A 15,308-nucleotide genomic window follows, 5' to 3' on the forward strand; every position below is an offset into this window, starting at 1 on the left:
GATTTTGTTTTAAGGCGGCTAACAAAATCAGGAATACTGATGATGAGATTAACCAAGGGTTATCTGAAAACTACTTTTTAGATAACGTCAGTTTAACCCTGCCTGAAGCATCATTTATGCCGGCTACGCAGATTCTCTACCACCGCCGTCAAATCCAACCCCTGATCCTGCAGCAGTACCAGCAGGTGATACATCAGATCCGATGCCTCGTTCTTCAGCTCAAACTGGTCATGCACCGTTGCCGCCAGTGCCGTTTCCACACCTTCTTCCCCGACTTTTTGCGCAATACGCTTGGTGCCGCTGGCGTACAGCTTGGCGGTATACGAACTTTCCGGGTCAGCATGTTTACGCTCGGCCAGCAACTGCTCGAGCTGGTACAGGAACAGCCATTGGTGGCCAGCCTCGCCGAAGCAGCTGGACGTGCCTTTATGGCAGGTTGGGCCGATTGGGTTTACCAGCACCAGCAGGGTATCGTTGTCGCAATCCGGCGTGATGCTCACCACGTTCAGAAAGTTGCCGGAAGTTTCCCCTTTGGTCCACAGACGTTGCTTAGTCCGCGACCAGAAGGTGACTTTCCCGCTCTCTTCGGTCTGCGCCAGTGCCTCCTGATTCATGTAGCCCAGCATCAGCACCTCGCCAGAGATGGCGTGCTGCACGATGGCCGGCATCATGCCGTCGGTTTTTTCCCAGTCCAGCTGTTCACTTAACATACCCTAATCTCCACGCCCTGTGCTGCCAGGTACGTTTTCAGTTCACCAATATTAATAATCTGTTTGTGGAACACCGAGGCTGCCAGCGCACCATCGACGTTGGCATCGCGGAACGCCTCGAAGAAATGTTCCATGGTGCCCGCACCGCCAGAGGCGATCAGCGGCACACGGCAGACGGCGCGCACTTTCTTCAGTTGCTCAAGATCGTAACCGTTGCGCACCCCGTCCTGGTTCATCATGTTAAGGACGATCTCACCGGCGCCGCGCTTCTGTACTTCCTGCACCCAGTCGAGGGTTTCCCACTGGGTGACCCGGGTACGGCTCTCATCGCCGGTATATTGATTGACGTGATACTTGCCGCTCTCGGCATCAAACCAGGTATCGATACCCACCACAATACACTGCACGCCAAAGCGGTCGGCAAGACGGGTAATCAGCGTCGGGTCCGCCAGCGCCGGGGAGTTAATCGAAATCTTATCCGCGCCGAAGGAGAGGATCTGCGCCGCATCTTCCAGCGACTTAATCCCGCCGGCAACGCAGAAAGGAATATCGATCACTTCCGCGACCCGCGACACCCAGCTTTTATCGACCACCCGGCCATCGCTGGAGGCGGTGATATCGTAGAACACCAGCTCATCGGCGCCTTCGTCGGCATAGCGCTTTGCCAGAGGGACGATATCGCCAATGATTTCATGATTACGGAACTGCACGCCTTTCACTACCTGACCATCGCGAACGTCGAGGCAGGGGATTATCCGTTTTGCCAGCATTGAATGGCCTCCGTTACGTTGAATTTCTCTTCCAGCAGCGCACGACCGACGATCACGCCGCGCACGCCGGTTCCGCGCAGCGCGGCAATATCATTCAGATCGCCAATGCCGCCGGAGGACTGGAATGCCACCTGCGGGTAGCGGGCGCACACTTCTTCATACAGCGATACGTTCGACCCGGCGAGGGTCCCGTCGCGAGAAATATCGGTACACAGGACGTGCTGCAAACCGACCGGCAGATAGCTCTCAACCAGCTCTTCCAGGGTTACGCCGGAGTTTTCCTGCCAGCCGCTCACGGCCACCTGTTTATTGCCCTCGTCATCGATGCGTACGTCCAGCGCCAGCACCAGATGCTGCGGACCAAAACGTTTGAACCAGCCTTTGACAACGTCAGGGGACTTCACCGCGGTTGAACCGACCACCACGCGTGCGACGCCAGCATCCAGCAGTGCAGCGACGTCTTCTTCCGTGCGCACGCCACCACCGACCTGCACCGGCACATCAACGCCGGCAACTAACGTTTTCAGCAGGGCGATCTGGCGCTTCTGCGGGTCTTTCGCGCCGGTTAAATCCACCAGATGCAGGACTTCTGCACCCTGCGCGGCGTAGGATTGCAGCCGCGGCAGCGGATCGTTACCGTAGTCGCGCTGCTGGCCGTAATCGCCTTGATGGAGACGGACGACGGTGCCGTCAATTAAATCTAAAGCCGGGATTATCATCACATCTCCAGGAAGTTTTTCAGCAGCTGCGCACCGGCGCTGCCCGAGCGTTCCGGGTGGAACTGGACGCCAAAAAAGTTATCTTGCTGCACCGCGGCGGTGAACGGCTCGCCATAGTTGCATTGCGCAATGGTGTAAGGATTTACCGGCATCGCATAGCTGTGGACGAAGTAAAAATAGGCGCCGTCATCAATGCCGCGGAACAGACGATTTCCCGCCTTCGGGTAGACCCGGTTCCAGCCCATATGCGGCAGCGGCAGACCGTGGTCGGTCATTTTCGGCACATCTTCTGCGATGATGCCCAGCAGATCGACGCCATTGCTCTCTTCGCTGCGACGCCCCAGCAGCTGCATGCCGAGGCAAATACCGAGCACCGGCTGGGTGCAGGCTTTCACCAGCTCAATCAGCTCGCGCTCGCGCAACTGGTCCATCGCCGCCTGCGCGGTACCAACGCCGGGTAAAAACAGCTTATCGGCACGCAGCACCACATCCGGGTCGCGGCTGACCGCTGGCTCATAGCCGTGGCGTCCGATCGCTGACTTTACCGAGTTGAGGTTGGCGCAGCCGGTATCGAGGATCACCACGTTCATCACAGCACTCCTTTCGAAGAGGGGAGCGTATCGCCCTGAACGCGAATCGCCTGACGCAGGGTACGGCCAAAGGCTTTAAACAGGCTTTCGACGCGATGATGGTCGTTCTTGCCCTTGGTTTTCAGGTGCAGCGTCACCGCCATGGTGTAGGAGAGCGAGCGGAAGAAGTGTTCAACCATCTCGGTGCTCAGGTCACCAACGCGCTGATAGGCAAAGTCGGCTTTATATTCCAGGTGCGGGCGCCCGGAGATATCCAGCGCGCAGCGGGCCAGACATTCGTCCATCGGCAGTACGAAACCAAAACGGTTGATCCCGCGCTTATCGCCCAGCGCCAGCTTCAACGCTTCGCCCAGCGCCAGGCCGGTATCTTCCACGGTGTGGTGATCGTCAATGTAGAGATCGCCGCCGACGTTAATCTCCAGGCGGAAACCGCCGTGGGTAGCGATTTGATCGAGCATATGATCGAAGAAACCGACGCCGGTGTGGATTTTGCTGCCGCCTTCTCGATCCAGCCAGACTTTCACATCTACCTGAGTCTCTTTGGTGACGCGCTCGACGTGGGCGTAGCGATCGCGGCGGGTCAGTTGCTCGCAGATCGTCGGCCAGTTCAGCGTCTCGCGGTCATAGCGCAGGCCGGTGATGCCCATGTTGTCGGCCAGCGTAATGTCGGTAGCACGGTCGCCGATGACAAAGCTGTGGCTTTTATCCATCACGCCATCTTCCAGCCACGGCAGAACAAGCTGGGTTTTCGGCTTGCGGCAGTCGCAGTTGTCGGATGGAAGGTGCGGACAAATCAGCACGTCATCAAATTCGACACCCTGAGAAGCAAAGACCTGCATCATCAGGTTGTGCGGGCCGTCAAATTCCGCCTGCGGCAGGCTGTCGGTACCCAGACCATCCTGATTGGTGATCATCACCAGTTTGTAACCTTCCTGCTGGAGCTTCAGCAGAACAGGGATCACCTGCGGCTCAAAGGCCAGTTTTTCAAAGCGGTCTACCTGAAAATCAACCGGTGGCTCGGAAATCAGCGTACCGTCACGGTCAATAAAGAGAAACTTCTGGGTCATACATTCTCCGCAGTCAAAGCGTCAATCACGCGCTGGCTCTCAGCACGGGTACCGATAGTGATACGCAAGCAGCCGCTTAATGAAGGTTGTTTATTTTGGTCTCGTAAGATAATGCCCTGATCCCACAAAGATTTAAATACCGCGCTGGAGGCTTTAAAACGCACGAGAATATAGTTGGTCTCGGCGCCGAAGACCTGCTCTATGCAGGGAATGCCGCTCAGCTGGCTAATCAGGTACTCACGCTCGGCAACAATCTGCGCCACGCGGGCGCGCATCGCGGCAATACCCTGTTCGCTCAGTGCCTGGGCGGCAATGTCGGCCACCGGCGTCGAAAGCGGGTAGGGCGCGATGACTTTCATCAGCAGCGCAATTACCTCGGTATTCGCCAGGGTAAAGCCGCAGCGCAGGCCGGCAAGAGCAAACGCTTTCGACAGCGTGCGCAGCACCACCAGGTGCGGATAGTCGCTCAGCCAGCCGGCCAGCGTCGCCTGCGGGCAAAACTCAATGTAGGCTTCATCGGCGACCACGATGGCTTTGCCGCGGGTCATCTCCAGCAGTTCCCGCATATCGTCAGGGTTGATAATCTGCCCGGTTGGGTTGTTGGGGCTGCAGACAAAGACCAGCTTCACGCCGTCGAGACTGGCGGCAATCCCCGGCAGATCGAGCTGCCAGTCGGCCAGAGTCGGGACCGTACGGCAGGTCACGCCGATGGTCTCGGCGCTGACGCTGTACATGCCGTAGGTTGGCGGGCAGTAGAGCACCGCGTCTTGCCCTGGCTCGCAGAACGCGCGGATCAGCAGCTCGATGCTTTCATCGGCGCCGCGGCTCACCAGCACCTGCTCCGGCTTCAACCCGGCATAGCGCGCATAGTTCTCAATGACCGCCTTCGGCTGCGGTTCCGGATAGCGGTTCAGGGTCTGCTCGGTCAACTGGAATTCGACCGGCGTCGGGAATTCGTTGGCGTTCAGCCAGACGTCGCCTTTACCGCCCAGGCGGCGAGCAGATTGATACGGCGTCAACGCACGGATATTGGCGCGGGCTAACTCTTCAATGCTCATGCTTGCTCCTTAAGGGCTGCGACGCGCAGCGTAACGGCGTTTTTGTGGGCGGTAAGGCGTTCGGCAGCGGCCAGAATCTCAATGGTCGAGGCGAGGGCGGCAAAGCCTTCGCGTGACAGCTCCTGCACGGTCATGCGCTTTTGGAAATCCGCCAGTCCAAGGCTGGAACAGGTGGCGGTGTAGCCATAGGTCGGCAGCACGTGGTTGGTCCCGGAGGCGTAATCGCCGGCGGATTCCGGCGACCAGTCGCCGAGGAACACGGAACCGGCGCTGGTGATATCGTCAACCAGATCGCGGGCCTGGCGGGTCTGAATAATCAGGTGCTCCGGTCCGTACAGGTTGGAAATCTCCACGCACTGTGCCAGATCGCGGGCAACGATAATCCGGCTGGCGGAGAGCGCTTCGCGAGCGGTGTCGGCGCGCGGCAGTTCAGCCAGCTGGCGCTCAACGGCGAGGGCGACGCGTTCACCCATCGCGGCATCCGGCGTCAGCAGGATAACCTGCGAATCCGGGCCGTGCTCGGCCTGAGAAAGTAGGTCTGAGGCGACAAAATCTGGCGTCGCACCGCTGTCGGCAATCACCAGCACTTCAGAAGGGCCGGCGGGCATGTCAATGGCGGCGCCGTCCAGACGCTGGCTGACCTGGCGCTTGGCTTCGGTGACGAAGGCGTTGCCTGGGCCAAAGATTTTATCGACTTTAGCAACTGACTCGGTGCCAAACGCCAGCGCGGCGATGGCCTGCGCGCCACCGACGTTAAAGATATTGCGCACGCCGCAGAGCTGGGCGGCATACAGAATTTCATCGGCAATCGGCGGCGGCGAGCACAGCACCACCTGCTGGCATCCGGCAATACGTGCCGGAGTCGCCAGCATCAGCACCGTCGAAAACAGCGGTGCCGAGCCACCGGGAATATATAATCCCACCGATGCGATGGGGCGGGTTACCTGCTGGCAGCGCACGCCCGGCAGGGTTTCCACATCGACGCCCGGCAGCTGTTGCGCGTTGTGGAAGGTCTCGATATTGCGCACTGCAACCGCCATGGCCTGTTTAAGCTCATCGCTCAGGCGCGCGCCGGCGGCGGCAATCTCTTCTTCTGTGACTTTCAGTGTTTTGACATCGGTCTTATCAAACTTTGCGCTGTATTCGCGCAAGGCTGCATCGCCATTCTCTTTGACGTTGGCGAGGATCTCCGACACCGTCTTGCTGATGCTGTCGGAAGCGGAAATGGCCGGGCGCATTAAGAGTTGTTGCTGTTGTGCTGCGCTACAGCTGTTCCAGTCGATAATTGTGTTGAAGCTCATGGTCGTTTCCCCTGTCTACTTTCTGAGACAGGCCCGCAGGCCTGTTCCGCCTGGATTACTCCATCATCTTCTCGATAGGCAGTACCAGAATGGAGCTGGCACCCAGCGCTTTCAGTTTTTCCATGGTTTCCCAGAACAGCGTTTCGCTGCTGACCATGTGCATCGCCACGCGCTGCTTATCACCCGCGAGCGGCAGAATGGTCGGACGTTCGGCGCCCGGCAGCAGGGCCACGACTTCTTCCAGACGCTCGGTTGGCGCGTGCATCATGATGTATTTCGATTCACGCGCCTGAATCACGCCCTGAATACGGGTCAGCAGACGGTCAATCAGTTGCTGTTTAGCCTCGGCCATTTCGCCATCGCGTTGAATCAGGCAGGCTTTGGAACGGAACATCACTTCCACTTCGCGCAGGCCGTTTGCTTCGAGGGTTGCGCCGGTGGAGACCAGGTCACAAATCGCGTCGGCCAGACCGGCACGCGGAGCAACTTCTACAGAGCCGTTCAGCAGGCAGGATTTAAAGGAGATGCCTTTTTGATCGAGGTAGCGCTTCAGCAGGTGCGGGTAAGAGGTGGCAATGCGTTTGCCATCCAGCGCCGCCGGGCCGTTCCAGCTTTCATCTGCCGGGGTCGCCAGTGACAGGCGGCAGCCGCCAAAATCTAAACGACGCAGTGTGAAATAGCGCGGATCTTCACCCTGAGCGCGACGGCTCAGCAGCTCTTCTTCCAGCACGTTCTCGCCGATGATGCCCAGATCGACCACGCCATCCATAATCAGGCCCGGGATATCGTCATCACGCACACGCAGAATGTCGATTGGCATATTTTCCGCCAGCGCAATCAGGCGCTGGGTGTGCAAATTCACTTTAATGCCACAACGGCTCAGTAATTCGCGTGAATCTTCACTCAGGCGGCCTGATTTTTGAATAGCTATGCGTAAACGGCTGTTGTCTAACATTCTTATTTCCTCTTAATTCCTGTCTGAATCTGTCCGAATTTGGTTCAAAAAAAAGCCCCCGGAAGTGAATCTTCCGGGGGCTCATTTCGCGCTCATGCACCGCTGGAAGATCTAAATGTCTTCCAGCACACATCGCCTGAAAGACTAGTCAGGATGATGGTGATGATGGTGGTGTTTAAATTGAACGCGGTTCATAAAATTCTCTTTGAATGACTATGCATTTGATGTCTTTTAACCTAAACCACTTCAAGCGCAGAAAGCAAGGGCTTTTTACTATCATTAATTCATTTCATATTCACTGAAGAAATTGTCAGTTACGGTTGGCTGGCGTAGCCTTATAGCAGCACAGCGAAAGAGTCAGGAGCCAGGTATGAAAAAGGTCGCAATTGTCGGTTTAGGATGGCTGGGCATGCCGCTTGCTTTGTCATTAAATGCACGCGGATGGCAGGTCACCGGCAGCAAAACCACCCGGGATGGCGTGGAGGCGGCGAGGATGTGCGGTATTGATAGCTATCCGCTACGCCTGGAGCCGCAGCTGGTCTGCGATGCCGATGATTTGGATGCATTGATGAAAGTGGATGCGCTGGTGATCACCTTACCGGCGCGGCGTAGCGGGCCGGGTGAAGAGTTTTATTTGCAGGCGGTACAGGAGATTGTCGATACGGCGCTGGCCTACCATATTCCGCGCATCGTATTTACCAGCTCCACTTCCGTTTACGGCAATGCCAACGGGACGCTAAAAGAGAATTCACCGCGCGACCCGCAGACCGCCAGCGGCCGGGTGTTGAAAGAACTGGAAGACTGGCTGCACAACCTGCCGGGAACGTCGGTGGATATTTTGCGTCTGGCGGGGCTGGTGGGGCCATCCCGTCATCCCGGACGCTTCTTTGCCGGGAAATCGGCGCCGGACGGTCAACATGGCGTGAACCTCGTGCATTTGCAGGATGTGGTTTCGGCCATCGAACTGCTGTTGCAGGCTCCGAAGGGCGGACGCATCTATAATATATGTGCGCCCAAACATCCGGCGCGCGGCGTGTTCTACCCGCAAATGGCGCGCGAACTGGGGCTGCCGGCACCGGTATTTGCCGATAATCCGAATAGCGGGCCGGGTAAGATCATCGATGGCAACCGAATTTGCTACGAACTGGGGTTCGAATATCAGTACCCCGACCCGCTGGTAATGCCGATGGAGTGATCCGCCAGCGGTAATCGCGTACCTGAGGGGGCGGCGATGAAACCACTGCTGGATGTCCTCGTTATTCTTGATGCTCTGGATAAAGAAGGGAGCTTTGCCGCGGCGTCGGCAAAGCTGTACAAAACCCCCTCTGCGCTGAGCTATACCATTCACAAGCTGGAAAGCGATCTGAATATTCAGCTGCTTGACCGCAGCGGTCATCGGGCACGTTTTACGCCCACCGGGCAGATGCTGCTGGAGAAGGGCCGCGAGGTTTTGCATACCGCCCGCGAACTGGAAAAACAGGCAATTAAACTGCATCAGGGATGGGAAAATACCCTGGTGCTGGCCGTGGATGCGGCGTTCCCTTTCTTTTTACTGGCGCCGCTGGTGAGTCAGTTCTATCAGCAACATACCCTCGCACAACTGCGGTTTCTTCGCGAAGCATCGTCCCATGGCTGGGATGCGCTGGTTCAGGGACGGGCGGATATGGTGCTGGGTGTGGTCAGCGATCCTCCAACGATGAGTGGCTACAGCTTCAGTCTGCTGGGCGAACTGCCGTATGGTCTTGTAGTTGCCCCGCAGCATCCGCTTGCCGCCATCACCGCGCCGCTGAGCTGGCGGGTATTGAAGCGCCATCGGGCGATTGCGATCGACGGACAGTGGCCGCCGGTTGACGACCAGGACTGCCTGGTGGCGTGTGACTATCCGGGACTACTGATGCTGATCGCTGCCGGGCTGGGATGGGGGTATGTACCGCAGTATCTGGTTCGCGCCCAACTGGAGAGTGGCGAGCTGGTGGAGAAGGTCGTCGCCTCCCATTTTCCGTCGCATCGGGCATGGGTGGGCTGGAACGACCAGGCGAGCGGGCGTTCCTGTGACTGGTGGCGCAGCGAAATTTTAGCAAATAATGCTATCCATACAATCTATCATACTAAAAACGTATGAATATTAAGCTGTTAAATAAATGTAGTGACAATTTGGCTTTTCAACATCTTGTCATCCGACCAGAAAATGTTGCAAAATACGCGGCCTGAAAAATGGAATTTAGCCGACGCTTTTTGAAGTGTCGGTTATTTTTTTGCTTTCAAGGCACATCATTCAATACAAGAGGCCGGGCTTCGTACCGGATAGATATTTACTAAAAACCGACAGTCGTTGTCGCTGAGGAATACACTGAAATGGGGCAATTTTTTGCTTACGCGATGGCATTCGCCGTGAAAGGGGATAACCACCATGTCGCATAACGCTACTCCAAAAACCTCTCGCGTGGAATTACGTAAAACGCTTACGTTGATTCCGGTTGTAATGATGGGCCTGGCCTATATGCAGCCGATGACGCTGTTCGATACGTTTGGTATCGTCTCTGGATTGACTGACGGTCACGTCGCGACGGCCTACGCCTTCGCGCTGATCGCGATTCTCTTTACGGCACTGAGCTACGGCAAACTGGTTCGTCGTTTCCCGTCAGCGGGTTCCGCTTATACCTACGCCCAGAAATCTATCAGCCCGACAGTGGGCTTTATGGTTGGCTGGTCATCGCTGCTGGACTACCTGTTCATGCCGATGATCAACATCCTGCTGGCAAAAATTTACTTTGAAGCGCTGATGCCTTCCGTGCCGTCATGGATCTTCGTGGTCGCACTGGTCGGTTTCATGACCGTCTCTAACCTGCGCAGCATCAAGGCTGTGGCGAACTTCAACACCCTGATTGTGGTTCTGCAGATGGGTATTGTGGCGGTGATTGTCGGCCTGATCATCTACGGTGTGATGCACGGTGAAGGTGCCGGTACGCTGACCAGCACCCGTCCGTTCTGGTCCGAAGGGGCCCACGTGGTGCCGATGATTACCGGGGCGACCATTCTGTGCTTCTCGTTCCTCGGCTTTGACGGCATCTCTTCGCTGTCTGAAGAGACCAAAGATGCAGAGCGCGTGATCCCGAAGGCTATCTTCCTGACCGCGCTGATTGGCGGCATGATCTTTATCGGTGCCTCTTACTTCCTGCAATTGTACTTCCCGGACATCTCGCGCTTTAAAGATCCGGATGCTTCGCAGCCTGAAATCATGCTGTACGTCGCGGGCAAAACCTTCCAGTGGGGCGTGCTGATTTTCTCCAGCGTCACCGTTCTGGCTTCCGGTATGGCCGCACATGCGGGTGTTTCTCGCCTGATGTACGTGATGGGCCGTGACGGCGTGTTCCCGACCAGCTTCTTCGGCTATATTCACCCGAAATGGCGTACCCCGGCGTTTAACGTGCTGCTGGTTGGCGCGATTGCGCTGCTGGCGATTAAATTCGACCTGGTTACCGCAACGGCGCTGATTAACTTTGGTGCGCTGGTGGCGTTTACCTTCGTTAACCTGTCGGTGATTTCGCAGTTCTGGATCCGTGAGAAGCGTAACAAGACGCTGAAAGACCACATCAACTACCTGGTGCTGCCGTCCTGTGGCGCACTGACCGTAGGCGCTCTGTGGGTTAACCTGGAGCAGAGCTCTATGGTTCTGGGTCTGATTTGGGGCACCATTGGCCTGGTATACCTGGCCTGCGTGACCAAGCGTTTCCGCAACCCGGTTCCGCAGTACGAAGACGTGGCGTAAATACACGTTGTGATAAAAAAGCCGGGGGGAAACCTCCGGCTTTTTTGTTTTTGTCGCGGCACGTGACCCGCAACCTGCCTGAATCACATCCTTTTTTCGGCCTAAGCCATCACCTTGAGCAGCGCATCCAGCAGCCCTGGGAAGCGGGCGTCGAGATCGTCTCTGCGTAACGAAATCATGTTCTCGCGTCCCTGAGGGCGCTGCCAGATCACGCCGCTATCGCGCAGAACGCGCCAGTGGTGAGTCATCGTGGATTTAGCGATATCTTCAGGGCGCAGGGCGTTGCAGCTCTGTTCATTGCCGTCTGCCAGGATGCGAATAATCTCCAGACGCATCGGGTTTCCAAGGGCAAAAAGAACATTTTCCAGGCGGATTTGTTCACGTTCGGGATGATTGGCGATCATAATATTCCTGTGTCGGCGGTTGCTCTGCTCCCGGGAGCAGCAGCCCGTATCGGCGGCTGGCCGGTAATATACCCAAACTACATGGCTAACGCCACGTACGTCAGTTCAGCTTCACCAATAGAAACGATAGCAAAAATAGTTCGAATATACTCGTACAGTTGTACTATGATAGAGGCCGATAAACACATTGCGGCACTATTCAGCCGCTCACTGACAGTCAATACGACTAAGGACGCATCATGCCCCGACCCATCCCCCTCGAACGTTATCGCAACATCGGTATCTCCGCGCATATCGATGCCGGCAAAACCACCACTACCGAGCGCATTCTGTTTTACACTGGAATGAGCCATAAGCTGGGGGAAGTACACGATGGCGCGGCAACCACTGACTGGATGGCGCAGGAGCAAGAGCGCGGAATTACCATTACCTCCGCGGCGGTAAGCTGCTTCTGGCCCGGTATGGATCGCAGTTTCGAGCCGCATCGCATCAATATTATCGACACCCCAGGGCACGTGGATTTCACCATTGAGGTGGAACGCTCGATGCGCGTGCTGGACGGTGCGGTCATGGTGTATGACTCCGTCGGCGGCGTGCAGCCGCAATCGGAAACCGTCTGGCGACAGGCGAATAAATACCACGTACCACGGCTGGCTTTCGTTAACAAGATGGACCGCCCCGGCGCGGATTTCTTCCGTGTCGTGCAGATGATGATCGACCGTCTGAAAGCTAACCCGGTGCCGATCGTGATCCCCATCGGGGCCGAGGAGCATTTCACCGGGGTGGTGGATCTCATCAAAATGCGCGCTATTTTGTGGGACGACGCGACTCAGGGAATGACCTTCAGCTACGCGCCAGTGCCGGATGAATTGCTGGCGACCGCCCGTGAGTGGCGCGAAAAAATGGTCTCGGCGGCGGCAGAAGCCAACGACGCGCTGATGGATAAATATCTGGAAACTGGCGAACTCAGCGAGGCTGATATTATCGCCGGATTGCGTCAACGCACCGTTGGCGGGGAAATCCAGGCGGTGCTGTGCGGCAGCGCGTTTAAGAACAAGGGCGTGCAGCGCATGCTCGATGCGGTAATCGAACTGATGCCGTCGCCGCTGGATGTTCCGGCGATTGAAGGGGTCGATGAGAAAGGCCAGTCAGCAGAACGTCACCCTGGCGATGACGAGCCGTTCTCGGCGCTGGCATTTAAACTGATGACCGATCCGTACGTTGGCCAGTTGACCTTTATCCGCGTCTACTCCGGCACCCTGAAAAAAGGTGATGCGGTGTACAACCCGGTGAAAGGCAAGAAGGAGCGTATTGGACGTATTGTCCTGATGCATGCCAACGATCGCCATGAGGTGGATGAACTGCATGCCGGGGATATTGCTGCCTGCGTCGGGTTGAAGGATGTGACCACCGGCGACACGCTGTGCGATCCCGATGCGGTGATTACCCTGGAACGCATGGAGTTTCCGGAGCCGGTGATTTCGCTGGCGATTGAACCGAAAACCAAAGCCGACCAGGAGAAAATGGGCATCGCTTTGCAGCGGCTTGCGGCGGAAGACCCGTCATTTCGTCTGCACACTGACGAAGAGTCCGGCCAGACGATTATCTCTGGGATGGGGGAACTGCATCTGGAAATTATCGTCGACCGCATGAAACGTGAGTTTGGCGTGGAGGCGAATATCGGCCGACCGCAGGTAACCTACCGCGAGACGATCCGCAAAACGGTCAAAGAGGTGGAAGGCAAATTTGTGCGCCAGTCCGGCGGCAAAGGGCAGTACGGTCATGTGGTGCTGACGCTGGAACCGCTGGCGCCGGGAGGTGGCTTTGTGTTTGAAGATGCTACTAAAGGCGGGGTGGTGCCGCGCGAGTATATCCCGTCGGTGGAGAAAGGCTTGCGTGAAGCGATGGGCACCGGCGTACTGGCCGGTTATCCGGTAGTGGATGTCAAAGCGACCCTGACCTTTGGCTCGTACCATGATGTCGACTCATCGGAGATGGCTTTCCGCATGGCGGCGATTTTTGGCTTCAAGGAGGGGGCGCGCCGGGCCGATCCGGTGATCCTCGAACCGGTAATGCACGTGGAAGTGGAAACGCCGGAGGAGTACGCCGGGAACATTATGGGCGATCTCTCTTCCCGGCGCGGCATGGTGCAAGGGATGGAAGAGCGCTTCGGCAGCCAGATTATCCGTGCGGATGTGCCGCTGGCTGAGATGTTTGGCTATTCCACCACGCTGCGTTCGATGTCGCAGGGACGCGCCACCTATAGCATGGAGTTCCACCATTACGCGGAAGCTCCGCGCAATGTCGCGGAGGCGATTATCGCCAGCCGCGCCAGAAGTTAACTAACCGTTCCCGGGTTGAGCTTTACGCCCAACCCGGGCGACAACCCATCAGGCTCGTTAAGCTGCGTCACCGGGAACGTCTCCCAATCAAACAATCTCCTGCACGTACTGCCACAGCGCTTTCAAAAGCGCCTGCTTCTCTGTGTTATCCGGATATTGCTGATACAGCATCTGTAACTCATCGGCGTAGGCCTGTAAACGCTCCGGGGTAAAGACTTCACGACGATGCTCTAACCAGCGCTGCTGCTCGGCTTCGTCGAGAGTGCCGGGGAAATTGCGCGCGCGATAGTTAAACAGCAGACGAGCTATCCGCTGGTCGGCGAAGGTAATGTCCAGCGCAGGCAGGTTACGCGGCTCGGTTTCGAGGACGATTTTCATCGCCGCGCGATCGGCATCGCTGAAAAAGCCGTTATAGAGCTGAGCATCGACGTTGTCAGACGGTACAAACGGTTCCGCGTCGGCAAAGAGGGCGACCACTTTCTCACGTAGCTGAGGGTGGCTTCGCAGCAGCTGCAGGTTATCCATGCAGCGTTGGCGGTTAATCCCTAGTCGGTCGGCATCCTGTGGGCGCAGCGCGTTGTCCTGGGCCAACACCGGGCATTTATTCAGATGGACCAGCTTAATCGGCACCGCCGCCAGCTCGCCGAGATCGGTTTTTGGCGTATACAGACGTTCGCGCAGCGTGTCGGCATCCAGTTCCAGCAGCGGAGTCATATCGCCGGCAAGATCGACCATGATCACCGCATTGCGGTTGTCCGGGTGCCAGGCAAGCGGGGCGACCAGGCTGGTGTTGCCGCGCGCCGCGCCGAACATGCCGGAAACATGGACCAGCGGCTTGATTTGAACCACGTCGATAAGCGTCGCCAGCTTGCGCTTGTTGCGATGGCTGTAGAGATAGTCAAACAGGCGCGGCTGCTGGGTTTTGACCAGTTTCGCCATGGCGATGGTGGCATAAACATCGGCCATCGCATCGTGAGCGTTGCTGTGTTCAATGCCGTTGGCGACGGTCAGATGCTCCAGGCGGAAGCTTGGCAGGCCGTCGTCGTTCTCCGGCCAGTTGATCCCTTCCGGGCGCAGCGCGTAGCAGGCACGCATCACATCCAGCAGATCCCAACGGGAGTTATCGTGCTGCCAGCTCCAGGCATAGGGGTCATAGAAGTTGCGATAGAAAATATTGCGGCTGACTTCATCATCGAAGCGCACGTTGTTATAGCCGACGATGCAGGTTTTTGGCACCGTGAACAGATCGTGAATACGGCGGGCAAAGGCCGCTTCGTTGTCGCCTTTGGCGATAGCTTCCTGGGGCGTGATCCCGGTGATCATGACCGCCTGTGGTTGCGGCAGATAGTCGTCGGCCAGTTTGCAGTAGAAGACTTCCGGTTCGCCGATGATATTCAGCTCCGCATCGGTGCGGATGGCGGCGAACTGCGCCGGCCGGTCAAGCGAGGGGCTGGTGCCGAAGGTCTCGTAATCGTGAAACAAAAATCCGGGCTGATTGGCGCTATCTTGCATAGTCTGTTCATTATCCATGGTGGCGTGCATCCGTTATGGTAAACGATTTGCCTGGGCATCAGAAGGGCGTTGGCCGCGGCAGACTTTTACCGTGTCATATTTTCTTGCAAT

Annotated in this window: 15 protein-coding genes and 1 other annotated feature; of the genes, 4 read left to right on the plus strand and 11 right to left on the minus strand. The window is 57.1% G+C overall.

Annotated elements, in window-relative coordinates; genetic code table 11:
• Positions 1–110: 110 nt before the first annotated feature.
• The 9 genes from hisIE to hisL all read right to left on the minus strand — a co-directional run bounded on the left by hisIE (position 111) and on the right by hisL (position 7,365).
• The gene (gene hisIE / locus ACMYSP_RS21155; protein WP_434584009.1) at positions 111–710 is read right to left on the minus strand and encodes a bifunctional phosphoribosyl-AMP cyclohydrolase/phosphoribosyl-ATP diphosphatase HisIE; all 600 of its coding nucleotides are present in this window, start codon (positions 708–710) and stop codon (positions 111–113) included.
• A complete protein-coding gene (gene hisF / locus ACMYSP_RS21160; protein ID WP_434584010.1) occupies positions 704–1,480 on the minus strand; it encodes an imidazole glycerol phosphate synthase subunit HisF in 777 nt (258 codons plus the stop codon). The genes hisIE and hisF overlap by 7 nt, the downstream gene beginning before the upstream one ends.
• Positions 1,462–2,199 (minus strand): 1-(5-phosphoribosyl)-5-[(5-phosphoribosylamino)methylideneamino]imidazole-4-carboxamide isomerase, encoded by a 738-nt coding sequence (gene hisA, locus ACMYSP_RS21165; RefSeq protein ID WP_434584011.1) that lies wholly within the window; start codon positions 2,197–2,199, stop codon positions 1,462–1,464. The genes hisF and hisA overlap by 19 nt, the downstream gene beginning before the upstream one ends.
• On the minus strand, positions 2,199–2,789 hold the full coding sequence (gene hisH, locus ACMYSP_RS21170; protein WP_434584012.1) for an imidazole glycerol phosphate synthase subunit HisH: 591 nt from the start codon (positions 2,787–2,789) through the stop codon (positions 2,199–2,201). The genes hisA and hisH overlap by 1 nt, the downstream gene beginning before the upstream one ends.
• Entirely contained in the window at positions 2,789–3,856 is a 1,068-nt protein-coding gene (hisB, locus tag ACMYSP_RS21175; protein WP_434584013.1) for a bifunctional histidinol-phosphatase/imidazoleglycerol-phosphate dehydratase HisB, read from the minus strand. The genes hisH and hisB overlap by 1 nt, the downstream gene beginning before the upstream one ends.
• The gene (hisC, locus tag ACMYSP_RS21180; protein ID WP_434584015.1) at positions 3,853–4,914 is read right to left on the minus strand and encodes a histidinol-phosphate transaminase; all 1,062 of its coding nucleotides are present in this window, start codon (positions 4,912–4,914) and stop codon (positions 3,853–3,855) included. Before hisC ends, hisB begins: the two co-directional genes overlap by 4 nt.
• Complete coding sequence (hisD, locus tag ACMYSP_RS21185; RefSeq protein ID WP_434584016.1) at positions 4,911–6,215, minus strand: histidinol dehydrogenase; 1,305 nt, start codon at positions 6,213–6,215, stop codon at positions 4,911–4,913. The genes hisC and hisD overlap by 4 nt, the downstream gene beginning before the upstream one ends.
• Before the next feature lie 55 nt (positions 6,216–6,270).
• Positions 6,271–7,170 (minus strand): ATP phosphoribosyltransferase, encoded by a 900-nt coding sequence (gene hisG, locus ACMYSP_RS21190; RefSeq protein ID WP_123755023.1) that lies wholly within the window; start codon positions 7,168–7,170, stop codon positions 6,271–6,273.
• Between the two features lie 46 nt (positions 7,171–7,216).
• Positions 7,217–7,339 (minus strand) — a sequence feature (His leader region).
• Complete coding sequence (hisL, locus tag ACMYSP_RS21195; protein ID WP_004899375.1) at positions 7,315–7,365, minus strand: his operon leader peptide; 51 nt, start codon at positions 7,363–7,365, stop codon at positions 7,315–7,317. (Overlaps the previous feature by 25 nt.)
• Before the next feature lie 175 nt (positions 7,366–7,540).
• Between hisL and ACMYSP_RS21200 the strand changes: the two genes are divergently transcribed.
• The 3 genes from ACMYSP_RS21200 to ACMYSP_RS21210 all read left to right on the plus strand — a co-directional run bounded on the left by ACMYSP_RS21200 (position 7,541) and on the right by ACMYSP_RS21210 (position 10,939).
• A complete protein-coding gene (locus ACMYSP_RS21200) occupies positions 7,541–8,365 on the plus strand; it encodes an SDR family oxidoreductase (RefSeq protein WP_434584017.1) in 825 nt (274 codons plus the stop codon).
• Between the two features lie 36 nt (positions 8,366–8,401).
• On the plus strand, positions 8,402–9,292 hold the full coding sequence (locus ACMYSP_RS21205) for a LysR family transcriptional regulator (RefSeq protein ID WP_434584019.1): 891 nt from the start codon (positions 8,402–8,404) through the stop codon (positions 9,290–9,292).
• Between the two features lie 288 nt (positions 9,293–9,580).
• Positions 9,581–10,939 (plus strand): APC family permease, encoded by a 1,359-nt coding sequence (locus ACMYSP_RS21210; protein ID WP_123755020.1) that lies wholly within the window; start codon positions 9,581–9,583, stop codon positions 10,937–10,939.
• A gap of 101 nt (positions 10,940–11,040) precedes the next feature.
• On the opposite strand, the gene ACMYSP_RS21215 is transcribed toward ACMYSP_RS21210, so the two are convergent.
• Positions 11,041–11,343: an ArsR/SmtB family transcription factor gene (locus ACMYSP_RS21215; protein WP_123755019.1), complete on the minus strand. Its 303-nt coding sequence runs from the start codon at positions 11,341–11,343 to the stop codon at positions 11,041–11,043.
• A 239-nt stretch (positions 11,344–11,582) separates the two neighbouring features.
• On the opposite strand from ACMYSP_RS21215, the gene fusA reads away from it, so the two are divergent.
• Positions 11,583–13,685, plus strand: coding sequence for an elongation factor G (gene fusA, locus ACMYSP_RS21220; RefSeq protein WP_434584020.1), 2,103 nt, complete (start codon positions 11,583–11,585; stop codon positions 13,683–13,685).
• 87 nt (positions 13,686–13,772) lie between these two features.
• Here the strand turns inward: fusA and sbcB are convergent, their stop codons facing one another.
• Positions 13,773–15,197: an exodeoxyribonuclease I gene (gene sbcB, locus ACMYSP_RS21225; protein WP_434584021.1), complete on the minus strand. Its 1,425-nt coding sequence runs from the start codon at positions 15,195–15,197 to the stop codon at positions 13,773–13,775.
• Positions 15,198–15,308 lie beyond the last annotated feature (111 nt).

Origin of the sequence: Klebsiella sp. R390 (genome assembly GCF_051131745.1) — a bacterium.
Lineage (GTDB): Bacteria > Pseudomonadota > Gammaproteobacteria > Enterobacterales > Enterobacteriaceae > Klebsiella.